Source organism: Micromonospora sp. NPDC057141 (assembly GCF_042670805.1).
Lineage (GTDB): Bacteria > Actinomycetota > Actinomycetes > Mycobacteriales > Micromonosporaceae > Micromonospora.
This window is the reverse complement of record NZ_JBHUVA010000104.1, coordinates 1-19,800: the sequence shown is the minus strand read 5'-3', so window position 1 is coordinate 19,800 and position 19,800 is coordinate 1. Positions and strand designations below refer to the sequence as shown.

The 19,800-nt window shown below is 72.7% G+C and carries 11 protein-coding genes; 7 read left to right on the top strand and 4 right to left on the bottom strand.

Going from position 1 to position 19,800, the window contains the following annotated elements; translation table 11 throughout:
- Positions 1-135: 135 nt before the first annotated feature.
- Both ACFT41_RS29660 and ACFT41_RS29655 read right to left on the bottom strand, forming a co-directional pair.
- Positions 136-1,779: a cellulase family glycosylhydrolase gene (locus tag ACFT41_RS29660; RefSeq protein ID WP_377588894.1), complete on the bottom strand. Its 1,644-nt coding sequence runs from the start codon at positions 1,777-1,779 to the stop codon at positions 136-138.
- Positions 1,780-2,258: 479 nt separating this feature from the next.
- Positions 2,259-3,467, bottom strand: a complete 1,209-nt coding sequence (locus tag ACFT41_RS29655) for a DUF349 domain-containing protein (RefSeq protein WP_377588893.1) — start codon at positions 3,465-3,467, stop codon at positions 2,259-2,261.
- A gap of 152 nt (positions 3,468-3,619) precedes the next feature.
- Between ACFT41_RS29655 and ACFT41_RS29650 the strand changes: the two genes are divergently transcribed.
- The 3 genes from ACFT41_RS29650 to dapF are packed head-to-tail and all read left to right on the top strand — an operon-like array spanning position 3,620 to position 6,253.
- Positions 3,620-4,441, top strand: a complete 822-nt coding sequence (locus ACFT41_RS29650) for a class III extradiol dioxygenase subunit B-like domain-containing protein (protein ID WP_377588892.1) — start codon at positions 3,620-3,622, stop codon at positions 4,439-4,441.
- On the top strand, positions 4,438-5,400 hold the full coding sequence (gene miaA / locus ACFT41_RS29645; RefSeq protein ID WP_377588891.1) for a tRNA (adenosine(37)-N6)-dimethylallyltransferase MiaA: 963 nt from the start codon (positions 4,438-4,440) through the stop codon (positions 5,398-5,400). Before ACFT41_RS29650 ends, miaA begins: the two co-directional genes overlap by 4 nt.
- Positions 5,401-5,407: 7 nt before the next feature.
- The gene (gene dapF / locus ACFT41_RS29640; protein WP_377588890.1) at positions 5,408-6,253 is read left to right on the top strand and encodes a diaminopimelate epimerase; all 846 of its coding nucleotides are present in this window, start codon (positions 5,408-5,410) and stop codon (positions 6,251-6,253) included.
- On the opposite strand, the gene ACFT41_RS29635 is transcribed toward dapF, so the two are convergent.
- Positions 6,254-7,780 (bottom strand): NAD-dependent malic enzyme, encoded by a 1,527-nt coding sequence (locus tag ACFT41_RS29635; protein WP_377588896.1) that lies wholly within the window; start codon positions 7,778-7,780, stop codon positions 6,254-6,256.
- Positions 7,781-7,936: 156 nt separating this feature from the next.
- Between ACFT41_RS29635 and hflX the strand changes: the two genes are divergently transcribed.
- On the top strand, positions 7,937-9,388 hold the full coding sequence (hflX, locus tag ACFT41_RS29630) for a GTPase HflX (protein WP_377588889.1): 1,452 nt from the start codon (positions 7,937-7,939) through the stop codon (positions 9,386-9,388).
- Positions 9,389-9,496: 108 nt separating this feature from the next.
- On the top strand, positions 9,497-11,173 hold the full coding sequence (locus tag ACFT41_RS29625; RefSeq protein ID WP_377588888.1) for a hypothetical protein: 1,677 nt from the start codon (positions 9,497-9,499) through the stop codon (positions 11,171-11,173).
- A 49-nt stretch (positions 11,174-11,222) separates the two neighbouring features.
- Here the strand turns inward: ACFT41_RS29625 and lexA are convergent, their stop codons facing one another.
- Positions 11,223-12,008, bottom strand: a complete 786-nt coding sequence (lexA, locus tag ACFT41_RS29620; RefSeq protein ID WP_377588887.1) for a transcriptional repressor LexA — start codon at positions 12,006-12,008, stop codon at positions 11,223-11,225.
- 589 nt (positions 12,009-12,597) lie between these two features.
- Here lexA and nrdR point away from each other — a divergent pair.
- Together nrdR and ACFT41_RS29610 are read left to right on the top strand one after the other, a co-directional pair.
- Positions 12,598-13,110, top strand: a complete 513-nt coding sequence (gene nrdR, locus ACFT41_RS29615) for a transcriptional regulator NrdR (RefSeq protein WP_377588885.1) — start codon at positions 12,598-12,600, stop codon at positions 13,108-13,110.
- Positions 13,111-13,175: 65 nt separating this feature from the next.
- On the top strand, positions 13,176-19,775 hold the full coding sequence (locus ACFT41_RS29610; RefSeq protein ID WP_377588895.1) for an adenosylcobalamin-dependent ribonucleoside-diphosphate reductase: 6,600 nt from the start codon (positions 13,176-13,178) through the stop codon (positions 19,773-19,775).
- Positions 19,776-19,800: the final 25 nt, after the last annotated feature.

Sequence of the window (19,800 nt, the reverse complement as noted above, 5' to 3'; positions counted from 1 at the left end):
AAAACCCTGGCCATGGGGTGCCCGTCCGTGCCCACAGAGCGGGGGCCGCCACGGGGGGGGGCGGGCCGCCGAGGCTCGGTTACGGGTCAACGGGGAGCGGGTCGCCGGGCCGGGTGGGGCACCGGCTGCCATGGCTCAGCAGGCGACGCCGTTCAGCTTGACCGTGGCGGGCGCGGCGGCGCCGCCGTTGGCGGTGAAGCCGACGGTCACCGAGGCACCCGCCGCGAGCGACCCGGACCAGGTCGGCGCGGCGGCGGTGACCGTCGTGCCGGACTGGGTCACGGTGGCGTTCCAGCCGCTGGCCAGGGTCACCCCGGACGGCCAGCTCCAGGTCACCGACCACGGGTTCACGGCGGCGGTGCCGGAGTTGGTGACCGTCAGCTCCCCCTGGAAGCCGCCCTGCCACGAGTTGACCTGCTTGTAGGTGGCGGTGCAGGACCCCGTCGCCGGGGGCGGGGTGGTCGGGTTGCCGGTCGGCGTGCCGGTGGGGGTGCCGGTCGGCGTACCCGTGGGGTTGCCGGTCGGCGTCGGGTCGGTCCCGCCGCCCAATGGCGCGATCAGGTACGGCTGGAGGATCGCCTGCTTCGCAGTGTTGATGTTGGTCCAGTCGTCCAGCGCGATGCCGCCGGTGTCGCCCGAGTTGGGGTTCCACGACCAGTAGGTGAAGGACATCCCGTTGACCCCGGTGCCGGTGTACGCCATCAGGTCCTCCAGCCACACCTTGTCGCGGGGGTCGGCCAGGGTGCTGCCGAACTCGCCCATCATGATCGGGGCGATGTTCTGCTTGTGGAGGTAACCCCAGTACTTGTCCCAGATCGCCGGCAGGTTCGCCGGGTAGTCCGGGGCCTTGAACCAGTTCTGCTCGTAGACGCTGGTGGCGTACTCGTGCGGGGAGTAGACCAGCCGGTTCGCCACGTTCAGCCGGACGGGGAACTCGCCGGCCTTGGAGAGGTTGCCGCCCCACCAGCCGCAGTCCTCGTCGTTGCTCGGGTCGTTGTCCCAGACGTTCGACAGCCCGCCGCTGGGGCAGCTCACGCCCTCGACGAAGATCAGCCAGTTCGGCTGCACCCCGAGGATCGCGTTGCCGGCCCGCTCGGCGGCCAGCCGCCAGTCCCGCGCGGTGTCCCCGCAGCCCCAGCAGGCGCCGGTGGCCGCCGGGTTGGTGCCCTCGGCATGCGGCTCGTTGTGCAGGTCCGCGCCGATGACGGTGGGGTTGTTCGCGTACCGCTGGGTCAGCATCTTCCAGTCGTTGATCCAGGTCGCCTCCGAGACCGTGGAGGTGTACCAGAGCGGCGACTGCCCGGCCGCGGTCGGCCGGTGCCGGTCCAGGATGACCCGCATCCCCTTGCCGCCCGCGTAGTCGATGACCTTGTCGAGGATCTGGAGCGGAGACAGCCCCACCAGGTCCGGGTTCACGAAGTCGTTGATGCCGCTCGCCGCCGCTCCCGGCTTCAGCGCGTCGTTCGAGTACGGGATGCGCAGCGTGTTGTAGCCGAGGCGCGCCATCGTGTCGAGCTGGCCGCGCCACGGGTTGTTCGACCACAGGCCGTGGAAGGTCTTGTTGTCGGTCTCCATGCCGAACCAGTTGATCCCGGTCAGGCGGACCGTCGCGCCGGTGCTGTCGACGATCTTGTTGCCGTTGGTGTGCAGGTAGCCGGTGCCGGTGCCGCCGGCGGCAGCCGCCGCCGGTGCGGTGCCGACAGCGGCGGCGACGAGGACGCCGGCCGCAGCGGTGGCGAGCGCGGTGAGCGCGCCGCCGAGGGCGGTGGATGGGTGCATGCGGACTCCACTTCGGATGCCCGCTGCCGCAGCTGGCGGCGCGGGCGGGAAACCACGGGAGGGTCATCGCCCGGTGCCCGCAGGCGGCGTGCCGACGGCGTGCCGACCGGGACGGCAGCCTGCCGACCGGGTACGACGGTGTGCCGACCGGAAACGCGGAATGCGGGATGCGGCGACGACGCGGACGCGACCGCTCGCGGTGAACCGGCGACTCGCGACGGCAATACCGCCGCCGGTGCCCCTCGCGCCGGTGCTGCTACCTGGCTCCGCGGACCATTGTCATCAGCTGACCTCGATGCGTCAACCTGGCTGGGCGTGCCGCGTTGTCCGTGGCGCGCGTTGTCCGTGGCGCGGCGGGCGCGTGCTGCTCGTGGTGCCCGCCAGCGACCGCCCGCCGACAGGGTGCGCCGGGCGGTGCGGGGCGCAGACGGGAGCCCCCGGTCCCGCGTGGGGGACCGGGGGCTCCCGGGGTGGTCAGCTCAGCCGGCCTGCTCCGCGAGTTGGAGGAACTGCCGCTTCGACGCGAGGGCCTGCTCGGCCTCCTTGATCCGCCGGCTGTCCCCGGCGGCCTGGGCCCGGGTCAGCCGCTCCTCGGCCTCCGCCACCTGCGAGCGCATCTGGGCCAGCAGCGGGTTGTCCTCCTTGGTGGTCCGGCGCCACGCCGAGTCCATCACCTCGCGGACCTTGTCGTCGATCACCCGCAGCCGCCGCTCCAGCCCGGCGGCGGCCTCCCTCGGCACCCGGCCGGCCTCGTGCCACTGCGCCTGGATCTCGCGCAGCTTGGCCTGAGCGCCCTTCGGGTCGGCGTCGACGTCGAGCGCCTCCGCCTCGGCGAGCAGCGCCTGCTTGCGCTCCAGGTTGGCCCGCTGCTCGTTGTCCCGCGCCGAGAACACCTCGCTGCGCCGGGTGAAGAACGCGTCCTGGGCCGCCCGGAACCGTTCCCAGAGCTTCTGCTCGGCCTCCTTGGCGGCGCGCGGGGCGGCCTTCCACTGGGTCATCAGGTCCTTGAGCTGGTTGGCGGTGGCCGCCCAGTCGGTGGACTCCTGTAGCTTCTCCGCCTCGGCGACCAGATCCTCCTTGACCTGCTGCGCCTGCTTGCGCTGCGAGTCCAGGGAGGCGAAGTGGGCGCCCCGGCGGCGGGTGAAGCCGTCCCGGGCGGCGGCGAACCGCTTCCACAGCTCGCCGTCGGCCTTCTTGTCGACGCCCCGGATGGTCTTCCACTCGTCGAGGATCTCCTTCAGCCGGTCCCCGGCGGTCTTCCAGCCGGTCGACTCGGCGGCCAGCTTCTCCGCCTCCTCCACGAGGGTGGTCTTGCGCGCGAGGGCCTCGCCCCGGGCGGCCTCCCGCGCGGCGCGGGCCTCGCCGGCCTTCTCCTCGGCGACCGCGGCGAGCTTCTCCAGCCGCGCGGCCAGGGCGTCGATGTCGCCGACGACGTGCGCCTCGGCCAGGGAAGCGCGGATCCGGCGGATCGTGGTCGACGAGTGTCCGGCGTCCGCCGCGCCAGAGTTGAGCCGTGCCTCGGTCAGGTCCACCTCGGTGACCAGGTCCGCGAAGCGGCGGGCGAAGTGGGCCAGTCCCTCCTCCGGAGCGCCCGCCTGCCAGGATCCGACCACTCGCTCGCCCTCGGCGGTCTTGACGTACACGGTGCCGTCCGCGTCCACCCGTCCGAAGGCCGTCCAGTCGCTCATGTGTCCATCCTCGTTCTCCCGGCGTCGACGGACCAGGGCCCGCGATCGCCGCCACGGCGCAGCAAAGTTACTCCCGGCATTGTCACAGGTCCGCCCCCGTCCGCGTCGAGCGCCTGTCGTCGACCGTGACCATACGGTGTCCTAGCCCCCGGATGACCGGATCGGCGCGGGGACGCACCGGTGGGTCCCGCTACGGTGAACGGGTGCCTCTGGTCGCCGCCGCCGTCTGCCCCCACCCGCCCCTGATCGTGCCCGAGTTGGCCGGCGCCGCCGCCGCTGAGCTGGACGACCTCCGCCGCGCCGCCGACCACGCCGTGGCCCGGCTGCTCGCCTGCGCCCCCGACGGCCTGGTGCTGCTGGGCGCGGGGCCGGCGACCGGGTGGATCGCGCCGCCGGCCGTCGGCTCCTTCCGCCCGTGGGGAGCCGACCTGTCCGTCCCGCTCCCCGCCGGGCCGGACGACACCCCGCTCCCGCCGCACGCCGCTTCGGCGGGCGGCGACGTCCCGGTGACCGTCGGCGGGCAGGCGCTGCCGCTGAGCCTGACCGTGGGCGCGTGGCTGCTCGCCCGGCACCGGATCCGGGTGCCGGTCGCCGCCGCCCAGGTGGACGCCGAGGCGACCGCCGCCGAGCTGGCCTCGCTGGCCGGGCAGGTGCACCAGCACCGCCCCCGGGTGGCGCTGCTCGTGCTCGGTGACGGCTCGGCGTGCCACGGGACGAATGCGCCCGGCTACGCCGACCCGCGCGCGGGGGCGTACGACGACGGGGTGGCCCGAGCCCTGGCCGGCGCGGACGCCGAGGCGCTGCTCGGCCTGGACCCGGCGCTGTCGGCGCGACTGAAGGTCGCCGGGCGCGCGCCCTGGCAGGTGCTGGCCGGCGCGACCCGGGCGGCGGGCGGCGACTGGCGCGGCCGGCTGACCTATCACGGCGCGCCCTACGGCGTCGCCTACTTCGTGGCGACCTGGGAGCGGGCGTGAGCGCGAACGGGCCGACCGGGCGCGGCACCGGCACCGACGGGGCCGCCGCGAGCGGCACCGTCGTCGCCGTCGTCGGGCCGACCGCCGCCGGGAAGTCGGCGCTGAGCATCGCCCTCGCCCACGCCCTCGGCGGCGAGGTGGTCAACGCCGACTCGATGCAGCTCTACCGGGGCATGGACATCGGCACGGCGAAGCTCACCCCGGCCGAGCGGGACGGGGTGCCGCACCACCTGCTCGACATCTGGGCGGTGACCGAGCCGGCCAGCGTCGCGGAATACCAGCGGCTGGCCCGCGCGGCAATCGACGACATCCTGGCCCGGGGCCGGGTGCCGCTGCTGGTCGGCGGCTCCGGGCTGTACGTGCGGGCGGTGCTGGAGCGCTTCGAGTTCCCCGGCACCGACCCGGGCGTGCGCGCCCGGCTGGAGGCGGAGCTGGCCGAGTCCGGCCCGGCACCCCTGCACGCCCGCCTGCGCGCGGCGGACCCGGCGGCGGCCGAGGGCATCCTGCCCGGCAACGGCCGGCGGATCGTCCGGGCCCTGGAGGTCATCGAGCTGACCGGGGCGCCGTTCACGGCGGCGCTGCCCGAACCCACCCCGCACTATCCGGCGGTGCAGCTCGGCGTCGACCTGGACACCGCGGCGCTGGACGAGCGGATCGCGCTGCGGGTGGACCGGATGTGGGCCGACGGCCTGGTCGCCGAGGTCCGGGGCCTGCTGGTCCGGGGCCTGGCCGAGGGCCGCACGGCCAGCCGGGCGCTCGGCTACCAGCAGGTGCTGCGCTTCCTCGCCGGCGAGTCGACCGAGGCCGGGGCGCACGACGAGACGATCCGGGCCACCCGCCGGTTCGTCCGCCGGCAGCGCTCCTGGTTCCGCCGCGACCCACGGATCCACTGGCTGGACTCCGCCGACCCGGGGCACGCCGAGGCGGCCCTGCGTCTCGTCGGCGCGACTGCGCGATGATGGGGTCGTGGAGTTCACCAAGGGACACGGCACCGGCAACGACTTCGTCATCCTCCCCGACCCGGACGGCGCGCTCGACCTGACCCCGGGCCTGGTCGCCGCGCTGTGCGACCGGCGGCGGGGCCTCGGCGCGGACGGCGTCCTGCGGGTGGTGCGGGCCGCCAAGCACCCCGAGGGCGCGGGCCTGGCCGGCGAGGCCGAGTGGTTCATGGACTACTGGAACGCCGACGGCTCGTTCGCCGAGATGTGCGGCAACGGTGCCCGGGTCTTCGTCCGCTACCTCGTCGCGACCGGGCTGGCGCAGCCGGAGGGCGCGGCACTGCCGGTGGCCACCCGGGCCGGCGTCGTGCGCGCGCTGGTCGACGGGGAGACGATCTCCGTCGAGATGCGCCGCCCCCGGGTGTACGCCACGTCGACCGCCGCCCAGGGCGGGTTGACCCTCGCCGGCGCCGCCGTGGACGTCGGCAACCCGCACCTGGTCTGCGCCCTGCCGGCCGGGTTGGAGCTGGGCGCGCTCGACCTGACCCGGGCACCGGGGTTCGACCAGGCGGTCTTCCCGGCCGGGGTGAACGTCGAGTTCACCGTCCCAGGCGACCCGGTCGACGGCACCGACGGCCACGTGCTGATGCGGGTCCACGAGCGCGGCTCGGCCGAGACGCTGTCCTGCGGCACGGGTGCCTGCGCGGTCGCCGCAGTCGCCCTGCAGGACGTGGGCCGGGACGCCGGCACGATCGCGGTCGACGTCCCCGGTGGCCGCCTCACGGTCACGGTGACGGGCGACTCCTGCTGGCTCGCGGGCCCGGCCCTGCTGATCGCCACCGGCACCCTGGATCCCGCAGCCCTCCGCCCCTGATCAGGGGGTGGCGCTGGCGGTGGCGGCGATCTCCGGGAGGTCCGCCGGGCCCGAGTCGGCGGCCGGCGGGGGAGTCGCCGCGGCGGGGTTCTGGGCGGCGGCGCGGACGGCCGCCGCGACCGCCGGGGCCACCCGGGAGTCGAAGACGCTGGGCACGATGACCGTCGGGTTGATCTTGTCTTCGCCGACCACGTCCGCGATCGCCCGGGCGGCGGCGATCGCCATCTCCTCGGTGAACTCCTCGGCGTGCGCGTCGAGCATGCCCCGGAACACGCCCGGGAAGGCGAGCACGTTGTTGATCTGGTTCGGCTGGTCGGAGCGACCCGTCGCGACCACGGCGGCGTGCTTGCGCGCCTCCCGGGGGTCGACCTCCGGATCCGGGTTGGCCAGCGCGAAGACGATCGCGTCCTTGGCCATGGTGGCGACGTCGTCGCCGGTGAGCAGGTTGGGCGCGCTCACCCCGATGAACACGTCCGCGCCGCACACCGCCCCGGCCAGGTCGCCGGCGTAGTTCTCCTTGTTGGTGTTCTCGGCCAGCCACTGCCAGGCCGGGTTGAGGTCCGGCAGCCCGCGGTGCAGGGCGCCCTGCCGGTCGTACGCGACGATGTCGCCGACGCCCTGGCGCAGCAGCAGCTTCATGATCGCGGTGCCGGCCGCGCCCGCACCGGAGACGACCACCCGCACGTCGGCGAGCCGCTTGCCCACGACGCGCAGCGCGTTGGTCAGCGCGGCCAGCACGCAGATCGCCGTGCCGTGCTGGTCGTCGTGGAAGACCGGGATGTCCAGCGCCGCGCGCAGCCGGGACTCGATCTCGAAGCACCGCGGCGCGGCGATGTCCTCCAGGTTGATCCCGCCGTACGCGGGCGCGATCGCCTTGACGATCGCCACGATCTCGTCGGTGTCCTGGGTGTCGAGGACCACCGGCCAGGCGTCCACCCCGCCGAAGCGCTTGAACAGCGCCGCCTTGCCCTCCATCACCGGCAGCGACGCCGCCGGCCCGAGGTTGCCCAGGCCGAGCACCGCCGAGCCGTCGCTGACCACCGCGACCGTGTTGCGCTTGATGGTCAGCCGCCGGGCGTCGGCCGGGTTCTCCGCGATCGCCATGCAGACCCGGGCCACCCCCGGCGTGTACGCCCGCGACAGCTCGTCGCGGTTGCGCAGCGCGACCTTGGAACTCACCTCGATCTTGCCGCCGAGGTGCAGCAGGAACGTCCGGTCGGAGACCTTGCGCACGTCCACCCCGTCCAGGGCGGTGAGCGCGTCGACGACCTGGTCGGCGTGGCCGGTGTCGGCGGTGTCGCAGGTCAGGTCGACCAGCACGTGGGTCGGGTCGGAGTCGACCACGTCCAGCGCGGTGACGATCGCCCCGGCCTCGCCGACGGAGGTGGTCAGCCGGCCGATCGAGGAGGCGTCCGCCGGCACGGAGATCCGAATCGTGATCGAGAATCCCGCGCTCGGAAGTCGGGTGATGGCCACAGGATTCCCTCCGTCAACGCTGATCGGGGTCGGTCGTTCCTCGCCCCGCATTTCTACTCGCCCGCCCGGATCGCGGAGCACTCACCCCCACGTTCGGTGGTCCACGCGACGGGCATATAGCGGGTGCGTCCGGCGTTGACACATGTCAGGATTGGCCGTACGCGACAGAATCCGTCGCTACGGCACAGAACGGACAGGAGGCGCAGCTTGCGCGACCAGGAGACCCACGTACCCTTCACGGACGACGAGCTCGAGGCGACCACCGGGGAGTTCGAGCTGTCGGAGCGGCAGGCGCTGCGGCGGGTCCCTGGCCTCTCCACCGAGCTCACCGACGTCACCGAGGTCGAATACCGCCAGCTCCGGCTGGAGCGGGTCGTGCTCGTCGGCGTCTGGACCGAGGGCACCCAGACCGACGCCGAGAACTCCCTCACCGAGCTGGCGCAGCTGGCCGAGACGGCCGGCTCGCAGGTGCTCGAGGGGCTGATCCAGCGCCGCAGCCGCCCCGACCCCGCGACCTACATCGGCCGGGGCAAGGTCGACGACCTCGGCGCGGTGGTGCTCGCCAGCGGCGCCGACACGGTGATCTGCGACGGGGAGCTGTCCCCGTCCCAGCTGCGCAACCTGGAGCAGCGCACCAAGGTCAAGGTGGTCGACCGCACCGCCCTGATCCTCGACATCTTCGCCCAGCACGCCAAGAGCAAGGAGGGCCGGGCGCAGGTCGAGCTGGCCCAGCTCGAATACCTGCTGCCCCGGCTGCGCGGCTGGGGCGAGACGCTGTCCCGGCAGACCGGTGGTTCCGGGCGCGGCGGCGGCGCGGGCGGCGGCGTGGGCGTCCGTGGCCCCGGTGAGACCAAGCTGGAGACCGACCGGCGCCGCATCCGGCACCGCATCGCCCGGCTGCGCCGCGAGATCAAGGCCATGCGCACCGTGCGCCAGACCAAGCGCGCCCGCCGGTCCCGCAACTCGGTGCCCGCCGTGGCCATCGCCGGCTACACCAACGCCGGCAAGTCCAGCCTGCTCAACCGGCTGACCGGGGCCGGCGTGCTGGTGGAGGACGCCCTGTTCGCCACCCTGGACCCGACCACCCGCAAGGCCACCGCCCCGGACGGGCGGATCTACACCCTGTCCGACACCGTCGGGTTCGTCCGGCACCTGCCGCACCAGATCGTCGAGGCGTTCCGTTCGACGCTGGAGGAGGTCGCCGAGTCCGACCTGGTGGTGCACGTCGTCGACGGCGCCCACCCGGACCCGGAGGAGCAGGTCCGGGCGGTCCGCGAGGTGCTCGCCGAGGTGGGCGCGGACCGGCTGCCCGAGCTGCTGGTGGTCAACAAGACCGACGCGGCAGACGAGGAGACCCTGCTGCGGCTCAAGCGGCTCTGGCCCGACGCCGTGTTCACCTCGGCCCGCTCCGGGCGGGGGATCGACGAGGTGCGGGCGTCGATCGAGGCGCGGCTGCCCAGCCCGGCCGTGGAGGTCCGGGCCGTGCTGCCGTACGACCGGGGGGACCTGGTCGCCCGGGTGCACCGGCAGGGCGAGGTGCTCAGCTCCGCGCACCTGCCGGAGGGCACGATGCTGCACGTGCGGGTCAGCGAGGCGCTCGCCGCCGAGCTGGCGCCGTACGCCGCTGACGAGGGGCGCGTCGCCGCCACCGTCCGGTGAGCCCGGCCCGGCCCCGGCGCGGGGCACGGGCAGCGGGGGGCCGCCGCCGCCCGCGACGGGCGGTCCGGCGTGCCCCTCGCGTTCACCCGGGCATGCGACACTGACCCCATGCGCCGCGCTGTTTCGTCGGCCACGGCTGCCCTCGGCTTGCTCGGGGCGACCGTGGCGCTCACCGGAGTCGCCCTGGCCGCGCCCGCCCCCGGGGCCGCAGCCCCCGAGCCGACCCCCGGCAAGAAGCGCTGCGCGATCACCGACGAGCGGCTGCGCGAGCTCTCCGGCCTGGTGGCCACCAGGAGCGGCTACGTCGTGATCAACGACGGCACCACCATCGAGGCACGCAAGCGGGTGTTCTTCCTCGACGCCAAGTGTCAGCTGTCGAAGGAGGTCCGCTACTCGGGCAACGGCCCGCTCGACACGGAGGACCTGGCGCTCTCGCCGGACGGCGAGAAGCTGTGGATCGCCGACATCGGCGACAACATCACCAGCACCCAGCGGCGCGAGCGGGTCGCCGTGTGGAGCATGCCGGTCGACGGATCGGCCCGGCCGGTGCTGCACCGGCTGTCGTACCCGGAGAAGAAGCCGCACGACGCCGAGGCGCTGCTGATCAGCGACGACGGCAAGCCGCTGATCATCACGAAGGTGGCCAGCGGCAAGGCCGAGATCTTCACCCCGGAGGGCAAGCTCAACAGCGGCGACACCGACCCCGTGCCGATGACCAGGGTCGGCGAGGTCTCGCTGCCGAAGACGAACACCCCGAACGTGCTCAACACCATCGGCCGGGTCGCCATCACCGGCGCCGCACGCTCGCCAGACGGCAAGAAGGTGGTGCTGCGCACGTACGCGGACGCCTTCGAGTACGACGTCTCCGGCGGCGACATCGTCGGCGCACTGACCGGCGGCAAACCCCGCGTGACCCCGCTGACGGACCCGTTCGGCGAGGCGATCTCCTACACCCCGGACGGCAAGTCGTTCGTCACCGTCTCCGACGGCGGCGAGCTGGGCCAGGACGAGGCCATCGAGATCCTCGCCTACACCCCCGCCGCCACCGGCGCCGAGGCGCTGAACGGCGGCGACGCCGGCGCGCCGAAGCCGGCGGCGGAGAAGTCCTGGATGGAAGGGCTGAGCCTCGACGAGATCACGTACCTCATCGCGGCGGTCGGCGTGATCGGCGCCCTCATGGTCGGCGCGGGCATCGTCGGCATTGTCCGGGCCCGGCGGCGTCCTGCGCCGCCCGGCGACCCCTCAGGCGACGCCGACCTGCCGGAGCGTGACGAGTTCCCGCTCAACGCCGGCCCGGGCGGGCCCGCCCGGCGGCGGCCGGTCGAGGGCCCGCCGCCCGGCGGCGGCCGGGGCCGGGGTGGCGTCTACGGCGGAGTGCCGGCCGGCGGTGGCGGCTACGGCGCCGCCCCGGCCCCCGCAGCCGGGCCGCGCCCGCCCTCCGGCGGTGTGTACGGCGGTGGCGGTGGCCGACCGGCCGGCGGCGGCCGGCCCCAGGGCGGCGGCGTGTACGGCGGCGACGGTGGCCGCCCCGCCGGTGGTGGCTACGGCGGCGCGCAGCCCGGGGGAGTTCCTCCCGCCGGGGGCGGTGGAGCGGCCCAGCCGGGCGGGGCGGGTCAGCCCGGCCGGGGCGGGGTATACGGCGGGCGGGCCGAGCCGCCCCGGCGGGGACAGGCCCCCCGGGACCCGCGCGGGGGCCGGCGTGGCGACGGCGGGCCCGGAGACGAGCGCGGCGGCTACGGCCAGCCGCCCGGCGGCGGTCGCGAGTATCGGGGCGACCGGTACTGACGCCACCGGCGGGTCAACGGTGCCCGTGCGGGTCAGCGGTGCTGGCAGGTCAGATGCGGCGCAGGACGGCGACGACCCGGCCCATGATGGTGGCGTCGTCGCCCGGGATCGGGTCGAAGGCCGGGTTCTGCGGCATCAGCCAGACGTGCCCGTCGCGGCGGCGGTAGGTCTTCACGGTCGCCTCGCCGTCGAGCATCGCGGCGACGATGTCGCCGGCCTCGGCGTTCGGCTGCTGCCGCACCACCACCCAGTCGCCGTCGCAGATCGCCGCGTCGAGCATCGAGTCGCCCTTGACCTGGAGCATGAAGACCTCGCCCTCGCCCACCAGCTCGCGGGGAAGGGGGAAGACGTCCTCCACCGCCTGCTCGGCGAGGATGGGGCCACCGGCGGCGATCCGGCCGAGCATGGGCACGTACGCCGGGGTGGGGCGCTGCGAGCGGCTCGCCTCGTCGTCGAGGGTGTCGCTGGGAGCCCGGACGTCCACCGCGCGCGGGCGGTTCGGGTCGCGCCGCAGGAAGCCCTTCTTCTCCAGCTCCTTGAGCTGGTAGGCGACGCTGGACGGGGAGACGAGCCCGACGGCCTCGCCGATCTCCCGCACGCTCGGCGGGTAGCCGTGCCGGTCGACCCAGGTGCGGATGAACTCCAGGATGCGGCGCTGCCGGGCGGTCAGGTCGACCGTGGCCGGGTCGGGGAAGGTGCTGACCATCGGGGTGACCGGGCGCACGGCCGGCTGAGCGGCCCGGCTGCGCGCGGCGCGGGGGCGCCGGGTGGCCGGCGGACCCGCCTCGGTGCTCTGCTGCGGGTTCTTCGGCCGGCTGGCCCGGTCCTCGGTCACGTCCGTCCTCCCTGGTCGGCGCTGGTTGCCCACGGCGGCCCGTGGGCGTGCGGGGGTGCAGCCGCGCGGGGTGCCTCGACCGGTCCGCGTGCTCGCCGGCCCGGTTGTTCTTGACCGTATAGGTGGGATCGGTCATTTTCAAACATCTGTACGACCTTCGTCGGCGTGTCGGAGTCGGAAACCGGGAAGGCCGAACGCCTGTTCTGATAAATGGTACGCGCGCTCGAACGCCAGTTCGATATCTGCCCGGCCGTACCGTTCCGGCTGTGGCGGGTGGCGGGTGGCGGGGGCGTGACCGGGGGCGGGCGTCCCGCGTTGGGCTTTCGGCGGCAACGTGGCGGCGGGGTGGTGGCGTGATTCTGGTGACCCGCCGGACACGCCCCGACGAACTTGACCACGGTCCGCCGGGCGCATACGGTCAACCCCTAGATGTAGTAGTCACACGGGCGTTAGTCGCCTACAGGTTGGGTTCGACTACCGACCGCACTTCCCGCTACCGCACCGGTGGCGGCCCCCGGGCGGGGCCGGCGCCGCGGTTTCGCGTGCCCGGGGTGCCTGTCGGCCCGCCGTCGATGAAGGAGGTCAGGCGATGCGGTGCCCGTACTGCCGGCACGCCGACTCCCGGGTCGTCGACTCGAGGGAGGCCGACGACGGCCAGTTGATCCGCCGGCGGCGGTCCTGCCCCGAGTGCGGCAAGCGGTTCACCACCGTCGAGGAGGCGGTGCTCGCGGTGGTCAAGCGCAGCGGGGTGACCGAGCCGTTCAGCCGTCTGAAGATCGCCGGCGGGGTGCGCAAGGCGTGCCAGGGGCGCCCGGTCGACGAGGACTCGATCGCCCTGCTCGCCCAGAAGGTCGAGGAGACCATCCGGGCCAAGGGGGCCGCCGAGATCCCCAGCCACGACGTGGGCCTGGCGATCCTGGGCCCACTGCGCGACCTGGACGAGGTGGCCTACCTGCGCTTTGCCAGCGTCTACCGCTCGTTCGACTCCCTCGCGGACTTCGAGCGCGAGATCGAGACCCTACGGGCGGCCGCCCGCGCCCGGGAGGGCGCCGGGACCGGCGACGGGGTGGCCGCGGCGGGGGCCGCCGGCCGTACCACCTGATTTTTTCTGGTTTCTGACAGTTTGGACGCGCGGTGGGTGACCGCGCAGACGAGGGGGCGGATGAGATGGCGGGGGACGGCGTGACAGCCAGCCGGACGCGGACGAAGGCCAGCACCGGTCTGAAGGTCGAGCGGGTGTGGACCACCGACGGGGTCCACCCGTACGACGAGGTGGCGTGGGAGCGTCGCGACGTCGTGATGACGAACTGGCGGGACGGCTCGATCAACTTCGAGCAGCGCGGGGTCGAGTTCCCCGAGTCCTGGAGCGTCAACGCGGCCAACATCGTCACCACCAAGTATTTCCGGGGCGCCGTCGGCACACCGGAGCGGGAGTGGTCGCTGCGGCAGCTCATCGACCGGGTGGTCAGCACCTACCGCGCCGCCGGCGAGGAGCACGGCTACTTCGCCACCCCGGCCGACGCCGAGGTGTTCGGCCACGAGCTGACCTGGATGCTGCTGCACCAGGTGTTCAGCTTCAACTCGCCGGTCTGGTTCAACGTCGGCACGCCCTCACCCCAGCAGGTCAGCGCGTGCCTGCCCTACGACTCGCTGGTCAGCACGCCCGGCGGCCTGGTGCCGATCGGCAAGCTGGTCGAGGAGAACGCCGTCGGGGCCAAGGTGTACGACGGTAGCGGCCTGACCAGGATCGTCGCCGTCAAGGCCAACGGGGTGCGCGAGGTGATCCGACTGCACACCAAGGCGGGTTACCAGCTCGACGTCACGCCGGACCACGTGGTGTGGAAGAGCACGGGCGTCGGCACGGGCCACTGGGTCGAGGCCGGCACGCTCGCGCCCGGCGACACGTTGGAATGGCACCGCACCTACGCGTATGGCGAGAGCGAGATCGATCTGCGGGAGATCCGTGAGGCCGCGCTCGCCGGCTGGTTGCAGTCCGACGGGTTCGTGGGGCAGTACGACGAGGGCACGAACCGGTCGTTGACGATCGAGGCGATGACCGTCAACGACGACGAGTTGGGCTGGGTCACCGGCACCCTCGACGAGGTCTTCGGCGGCGCGCACCGGCACGAGCGCACGGTGACCACGCAGAGCGACGAGCTGGACTGCCGGCGCACCCGCCTCTACGGCGAGCACCTGCGCCCGTTCGTGCAGAAGTGGGACCTGCTCACGCGCGGCGTCGAGACGGAGGTGCCGCAGCGGCTCTTCACCGCGCCGTTGCCGGTCGTCGCGGCGTACCTGCGCAGCATCTTCCAGGCCGAGGGTTACGTCTCCGCACGCGAGCACTCGACGCTCGTCGCGGTGGACATGGTCTCGGAGCAGCTGATCCGGGGCGTGCAGAGCCTGCTGCTGCGGTTCGGGATCTTCTCCCGCGTCGCGCACAAGCCGGACCCGCGTCCGAACCGCAAGGGCTGCTGGTCGGTCCGGATCCAGAACGACGGCGACCGGGACCTCTTCGCCACCCACATCGGGTTCGTCGGCGCGGAGAAGATGGCCAAGCTGGAGCAGAGCTTCGCGAAGGCCGGCCGGTCGGCCGGCGGCGTCAAGCGGCTGAAGATCGACCGCATCGAGCCGCTCGGCGCGATGGAGGTCTACGACATCCAGACGGAGAGCGGCGAGTTCCTCGCCGGCAACCTCCGGGTGCACAACTGCTTCATCCTCTCCGTGGATGATTCGATGGACTCGATCCTGGACTGGTACAAGGAGGAGGGGCTGATCTTCAAGGGCGGCTCCGGATCCGGGGTCAACCTCTCTCGGATCCGCTCCTCCCGGGAGCTGCTCTCCTCCGGCGGCACCGCCTCCGGCCCGGTCAGCTTCATGCGCGGCGCGGACGCCTCCGCCGGCACGATCAAGTCCGGCGGCGCCACCCGGCGCGCGGCGAAGATGGTCATCCTCGACGTCGACCACCCGGACATCGAGGAGTTCGTGATCACCAAGGCGCGCGAGGAGGACAAGATCCGCGCGCTGCGGGACGCCGGTTTCGACATGGACCTCGGCGGCAACGACATCGTCAGCGTGCAGTACCAGAACGCCAACAACTCGGTGCGCGTCTCCGACGAGTTCATGTCGGCCGTGGAGAACGGCGGCGGCTTCGACCTGCGCGGCCGGCTCGACGGGCAGACCATCGAGACCATCGACGCCAAGAAGCTGTTCCGCACCATCGCCCAGGCCGCCTGGGAGTGTGCCGACCCCGGCCTGCAGTACGACGACACCATCAACGACTGGCACACCTGCCCGGAAACCGGACGAATCACCGCATCTAATCCATGTAGTGAGTACCTTCATTTGGACAATTCCTCCTGCAACCTGGCCTCGCTGAACCTGATGAAGTTCCTGCGGGCCGACGGCGGGTTCGAGGTGGAGAAGTTCGTCCGCTCGGTCGAGTTCGTCATCACCGCGATGGACATCTCGATCTGCTTCGCCGACTTCCCGACCGAGCGGATCGGCGAGACCACCCGCGCCTACCGGCAGCTCGGCATCGGGTACGCCAACCTCGGCGCGCTGCTGATGGCCACGGGCCTGCCGTACGACTCGGAGCAGGGCCGCTCCGTCGCCGCCGCCATCACCTCGCTGATGACCGGCACGGCGTACCGCCGCTCGGCCGAGCTGGCCGGCATCGTCGGCGCGTACGACGGCTACGCCCGCAACGCCGAGCCGCACAAGCGGGTCATGCGCAAGCACGCCGCCGCCAACGACGAGATCAAGCCCACGGGCACCGTCGCCACCGCGATCGTCCGGGAGGCCACGAAGCAGTGGACCCAGGGCAACAAGGTCGGCGACAGGCACGGCTGGCGCAACTCGCAGGCCGCGGTGCTCGCGCCGACCGGCTGCCTGACCGCCGACACCATGGTGACTACCGATCGCGGGCTGGTCCGCCTCGGCGAGATCGGCGACGTGTACGGCGACCGTTGGCAGGACCTGGACCTGCGGGTCTCCACCGACGAGGGGCCCCGTGCGGCGACGAAGTTCTTCGTCAACGGCGAGGAGCCGACCCGGCGGATCGTGACCGACGGCGGCTACCGGATCCAGGGCACCCTGGCGCACCGGATCAAGGTCGTCGACCCGGAGTCCGGTGCGTGGGTGTGGAAGCGGATGGCCGAGGTCGCCGAGGGCGACCTGGTGCCGATCCAGCTCGGCACGCTGGTGGGCGGGCCCCGTCGGGTGCCGCTGCCCGTGCTCGACCAGGCCTACTACACCGACGACCGTCGGCTGTACGTCCCGGACGCCGTCGACGCGGACCTCGCCGAACTCGTCGGCTACTTCATGGGTGACGGCAGCCTGCACGCCAAGGGCCTCCGGTTCTGCGTGGCCGACACGGACCTCGACGTCGTCGAGCGGCTCCGGGTGCTCGGCAAGGGACTGTTCGGCTTGGAGCCGGTGGTCGCCGCGCAGGGCGGCTACCAGGAGGTGAGCTTCCACTCGGTGCGGCTGGCCCGGTGGTGGCAGGCGGCCGGGTTCGCCAAGACGCTGCCCGGCGTCGACCACACCGGCAAGGGCTGGACCCCCCTGGTGCCGTCCGCGCTGCTGGAGACCAACGACGTCACCGTCTACGCGGCGTTCCTGCGGGGCCTCTTCGAGGCCGACGGCACGGTGGCCGCCGGGGTGCCGTCGCTGTCGACCTCCGCCGAGGGCTTCGCGGCCGAGGTCCGTACCCTGCTGCTGGCGCTGGGGATGGCCACGACCACCCGACGGACGACCAGCGGCCTGGGCTCCGACGTGTGGCAGGTGCGGCTGCGCAACACCGCGCACGCGATCGCCTTCGACGAGATCGTCGGCTTCGTCGGCGGCCGAAAGGCCGACCTGATCGCCTCTGACATGGTGCAGAGCGGAAACCGGGACCGGATCCACCTGCCGGCTGCGGTGTGGGACCTGCTGGTGCCGGCCGGCCACGAGCTGCGCTCGGGGGTCACCCAGTCGCTGCGCAAGACCGGCGGCGTGCCCCGGGCGGTGGCGCTGCGGTTGTTCGCCGAGACCGGCGACGACCGGCTCGGCCACGCCCTCGACTACCTCTTCGAGCAGGTCGCGGCAAACGAGGACGGCGGCGTCCAGCCGACCTACGACCTCTCCGTGCCGGAGAACGTCACCTACGTCGCGGGCGGCTTCGTCAGCCACAACACCATCGGCCTGATGATGGACTGCGACACCACCGGCGTCGAGCCCGATTTGGCGCTGGTCAAGTTCAAGAAGCTGGTCGGCGGCGGCTCGATGCAGATCGTCAACCAGACCGTCCCGCGTGCCCTGCGCAGCCTCGGCTACCCCGAGGAGCAGGTCGAGGCGATCGTCGAGCACATCGCCGACCACGGTCACGTGGTGGACGCCCCCGGCCTGAAGCCGGAGCACTACCCGGTCTTCGACTGCGCCATGGGCGAGCGGTCCATCGCGCCGATGGGGCACGTGCGGATGATGGCGGCCGTCCAGCCGTTCATCTCCGGGGCGATCTCCAAGTGCGTCGTCGGGGAGACCCTGGTGGCCTCCGGGGATGGGCTCGTCCGAATGGGCAGCCTCTACCAGGGCGAGGCGGAGGACACCTTCCGGGCGGAGTTCCTCAAGATCTCCTCCCTGGATGGTGACCGCAAGACCGACGCGTTCTACTACGGCGGGGTACGTCCGGTGCGGACGGCCACGCTCCGCTCGGGGCACTCGGTGACCGGTACCTATCCGCACCGGCTGCTCACCGCCGGTGAGGGTGGACTGGTCTGGAAGACGCTGGGTGAGCTCCAGCCGGGTGACCACGTCGCTACCCAGTACGGTGCCGACCTGTGGTCGTCCGTCCCGGCGAGCCTGCGCGACGTGGTGACCTCTCGGTCCTACGGGAACCAGCGGTCGGTGACGCTGCCGCAGGAGATGACGGAGGAGTTGGCACTCCTCCTCGGTGCCTACGCCACCGAGGGGCACACCAGCCGCAGCAACTGGACGATCACCATCACCAACTCGGTCGACTCGGTGCTGGAGCGGATCCAGGCAGCCTGGCAGTCGGTGTTCGGGCTGACCGCCCGGATCGACCGGCAGCCCGGCAAGTGCCCGGCGGTGGTCCTGTCGTCCAAGACGGTCGTGGAGTTCATGACGGAGCTCGGCTGTGGCTCACGGGCATCCGAAAAGCGGATCCCCGACGCGGTGCTGCGCTCCCCCCGCGACATGGTGCTGGCCTTCCTGCGCGGGCTCGCGCTCGACGCCTACGTGACGACGGCGACCGCGCCGAAGTGGGCGATCTGTCTGGACAGCCCGGCCCTGCTGGACGACCTGCAGGCCGTGTTGACCAACCTCGGTGTCGTGCACGGCCGGGTGAGCAAGTTCAACTCCGAGTACGGCAAGTCGTACGACGAGGTCTACGCCGCCGGCTACCAGGGGCAGCTCCTGGTGAGCATGGTGCCGTTCCTGGAGCCGGAGAAGGCTGCTGCCGCCGTGCGTTACCTGGCACAGTCCTGTGGCACCGGGACGGCGGACGTCGTGCCCGGCCTCACCGGGCGGGAACTGTACGACCTGATTCCGGCGGGAAAGCCGGGCCGGGGCGGCGTTCGCGGTGACCGTTCGAGCTTCGCGTTCCTCCTCGACGAGCGCACCACGCACGTCACCCGCCGTACAGTGGAGCGGGTGGCCTCCCTCGACGGGGTGGTGCTGCCGGGGTGGCTGCGCCAGGTGCTGGACGGCAACCTGCACTTCTCGCCCGTCGACTCCGTCGTGGATGCCGGTGAGCGGGAGGTGTTCGACCTTTCGGTGCCGGAGACCCACGCCTTCGTGGCGAACGGCATCATGAACCACAACACGGTCAACATGCCGGAGCAGGCGACCGTCGAGGACGTCGAGAAGATCTACTTCGAGGGCTGGAAGCTCGGCCTCAAGGCGTTGGCGATCTACCGGGACAACTGCAAGGTCGGCCAGCCGCTGTCGGTGGCCAAGCCCAACAAGGCGACCGTGTCGACCGAGGCCCCGGCCGAGGTGGAGAAGACCGTCGAGAAGGTCGTGGAGAAGGTCGTCGAGTACCGCCCGGTGCGCAAGCGGCTGCCGAAGAAGCGCCCCTCCGAGACGGTCAGCTTCTCCGTCGGCGGCGCGGAGGGCTACCTCACCGCCTCGTCGTACCCCGACGACGGCCTCGGCGAGGTCTTCCTCAAGATGTCGAAGCAGGGCTCGACCCTGGCCGGCGTGATGGACGCCTTCTCGGTGGCCATCTCCATCGGCCTGCAGTACGGCGTGCCGCTGGAGACGTACGTCAGCAAGTTCACCAACATGCGCTTCGAGCCGGCGGGCATGACCGACGACCCGGACGTGCGGATGGCCGCCTCGGTGATGGACTACATCTTCCGTCGCCTGGCCCTGGACTTCCTGCCGTACGAGCGTCGTGCCGAGCTGGGTATCTTCACCGCCAAGGAGCGGGCCGCCCAGCTGCGGGCCGAGGCGGAGGCGGAGAGCGCGACGGTCAGCGGTGCGGACCTCACCGCGATGGCGTCCTCCGCGCCGGTCGAGTCGCCGGAGATCAGGGCCACGCCGGGCCCGCAGGCCACGGCCGGCGCGGTCGCCCAGCCGGCGCAGGAGCTGGTCGACGTCGCCGCCGCCAAGCCGGCCCCGTCGGTCGGCTCCAGCACCGAGCTGCTGGAGGCCGTGATCGGCAAGGCCGCCGACGCGCCGCTCTGCTTCACCTGCGGCACGAAGATGCGCCCGGCCGGCAGCTGCTACGTCTGCGAGGGCTGCGGATCGACCAGCGGCTGTAGCTGAGCGCGGCATCAGGTCGGGCCCGGGC

What these genes read in the sequence shown, in the direction of transcription:
- ACFT41_RS29660 (WP_377588894.1), bottom strand. Translation starts at nt 1,779, where the DNA reads ATGCACCCATCCACCGCCCTCGGCGGCGCGCTCACCGCGCTCGCCACC.
- ACFT41_RS29610 (WP_377588895.1), top strand. Translation starts at nt 13,176, where the DNA reads ATGGCGGGGGACGGCGTGACAGCCAGCCGGACGCGGACGAAGGCCAGC.
- nrdR (WP_377588885.1), top strand. Translation starts at nt 12,598, where the DNA reads ATGCGGTGCCCGTACTGCCGGCACGCCGACTCCCGGGTCGTCGACTCG.
- ACFT41_RS29655 (WP_377588893.1), bottom strand. Translation starts at nt 3,467, where the DNA reads ATGAGCGACTGGACGGCCTTCGGACGGGTGGACGCGGACGGCACCGTG.
- ACFT41_RS29625 (WP_377588888.1), top strand. Translation starts at nt 9,497, where the DNA reads ATGCGCCGCGCTGTTTCGTCGGCCACGGCTGCCCTCGGCTTGCTCGGG.
- ACFT41_RS29635 (WP_377588896.1), bottom strand. Translation starts at nt 7,780, where the DNA reads ATGCGGGGCGAGGAACGACCGACCCCGATCAGCGTTGACGGAGGGAAT.
- ACFT41_RS29650 (WP_377588892.1), top strand. Translation starts at nt 3,620, where the DNA reads ATGACCGGATCGGCGCGGGGACGCACCGGTGGGTCCCGCTACGGTGAA.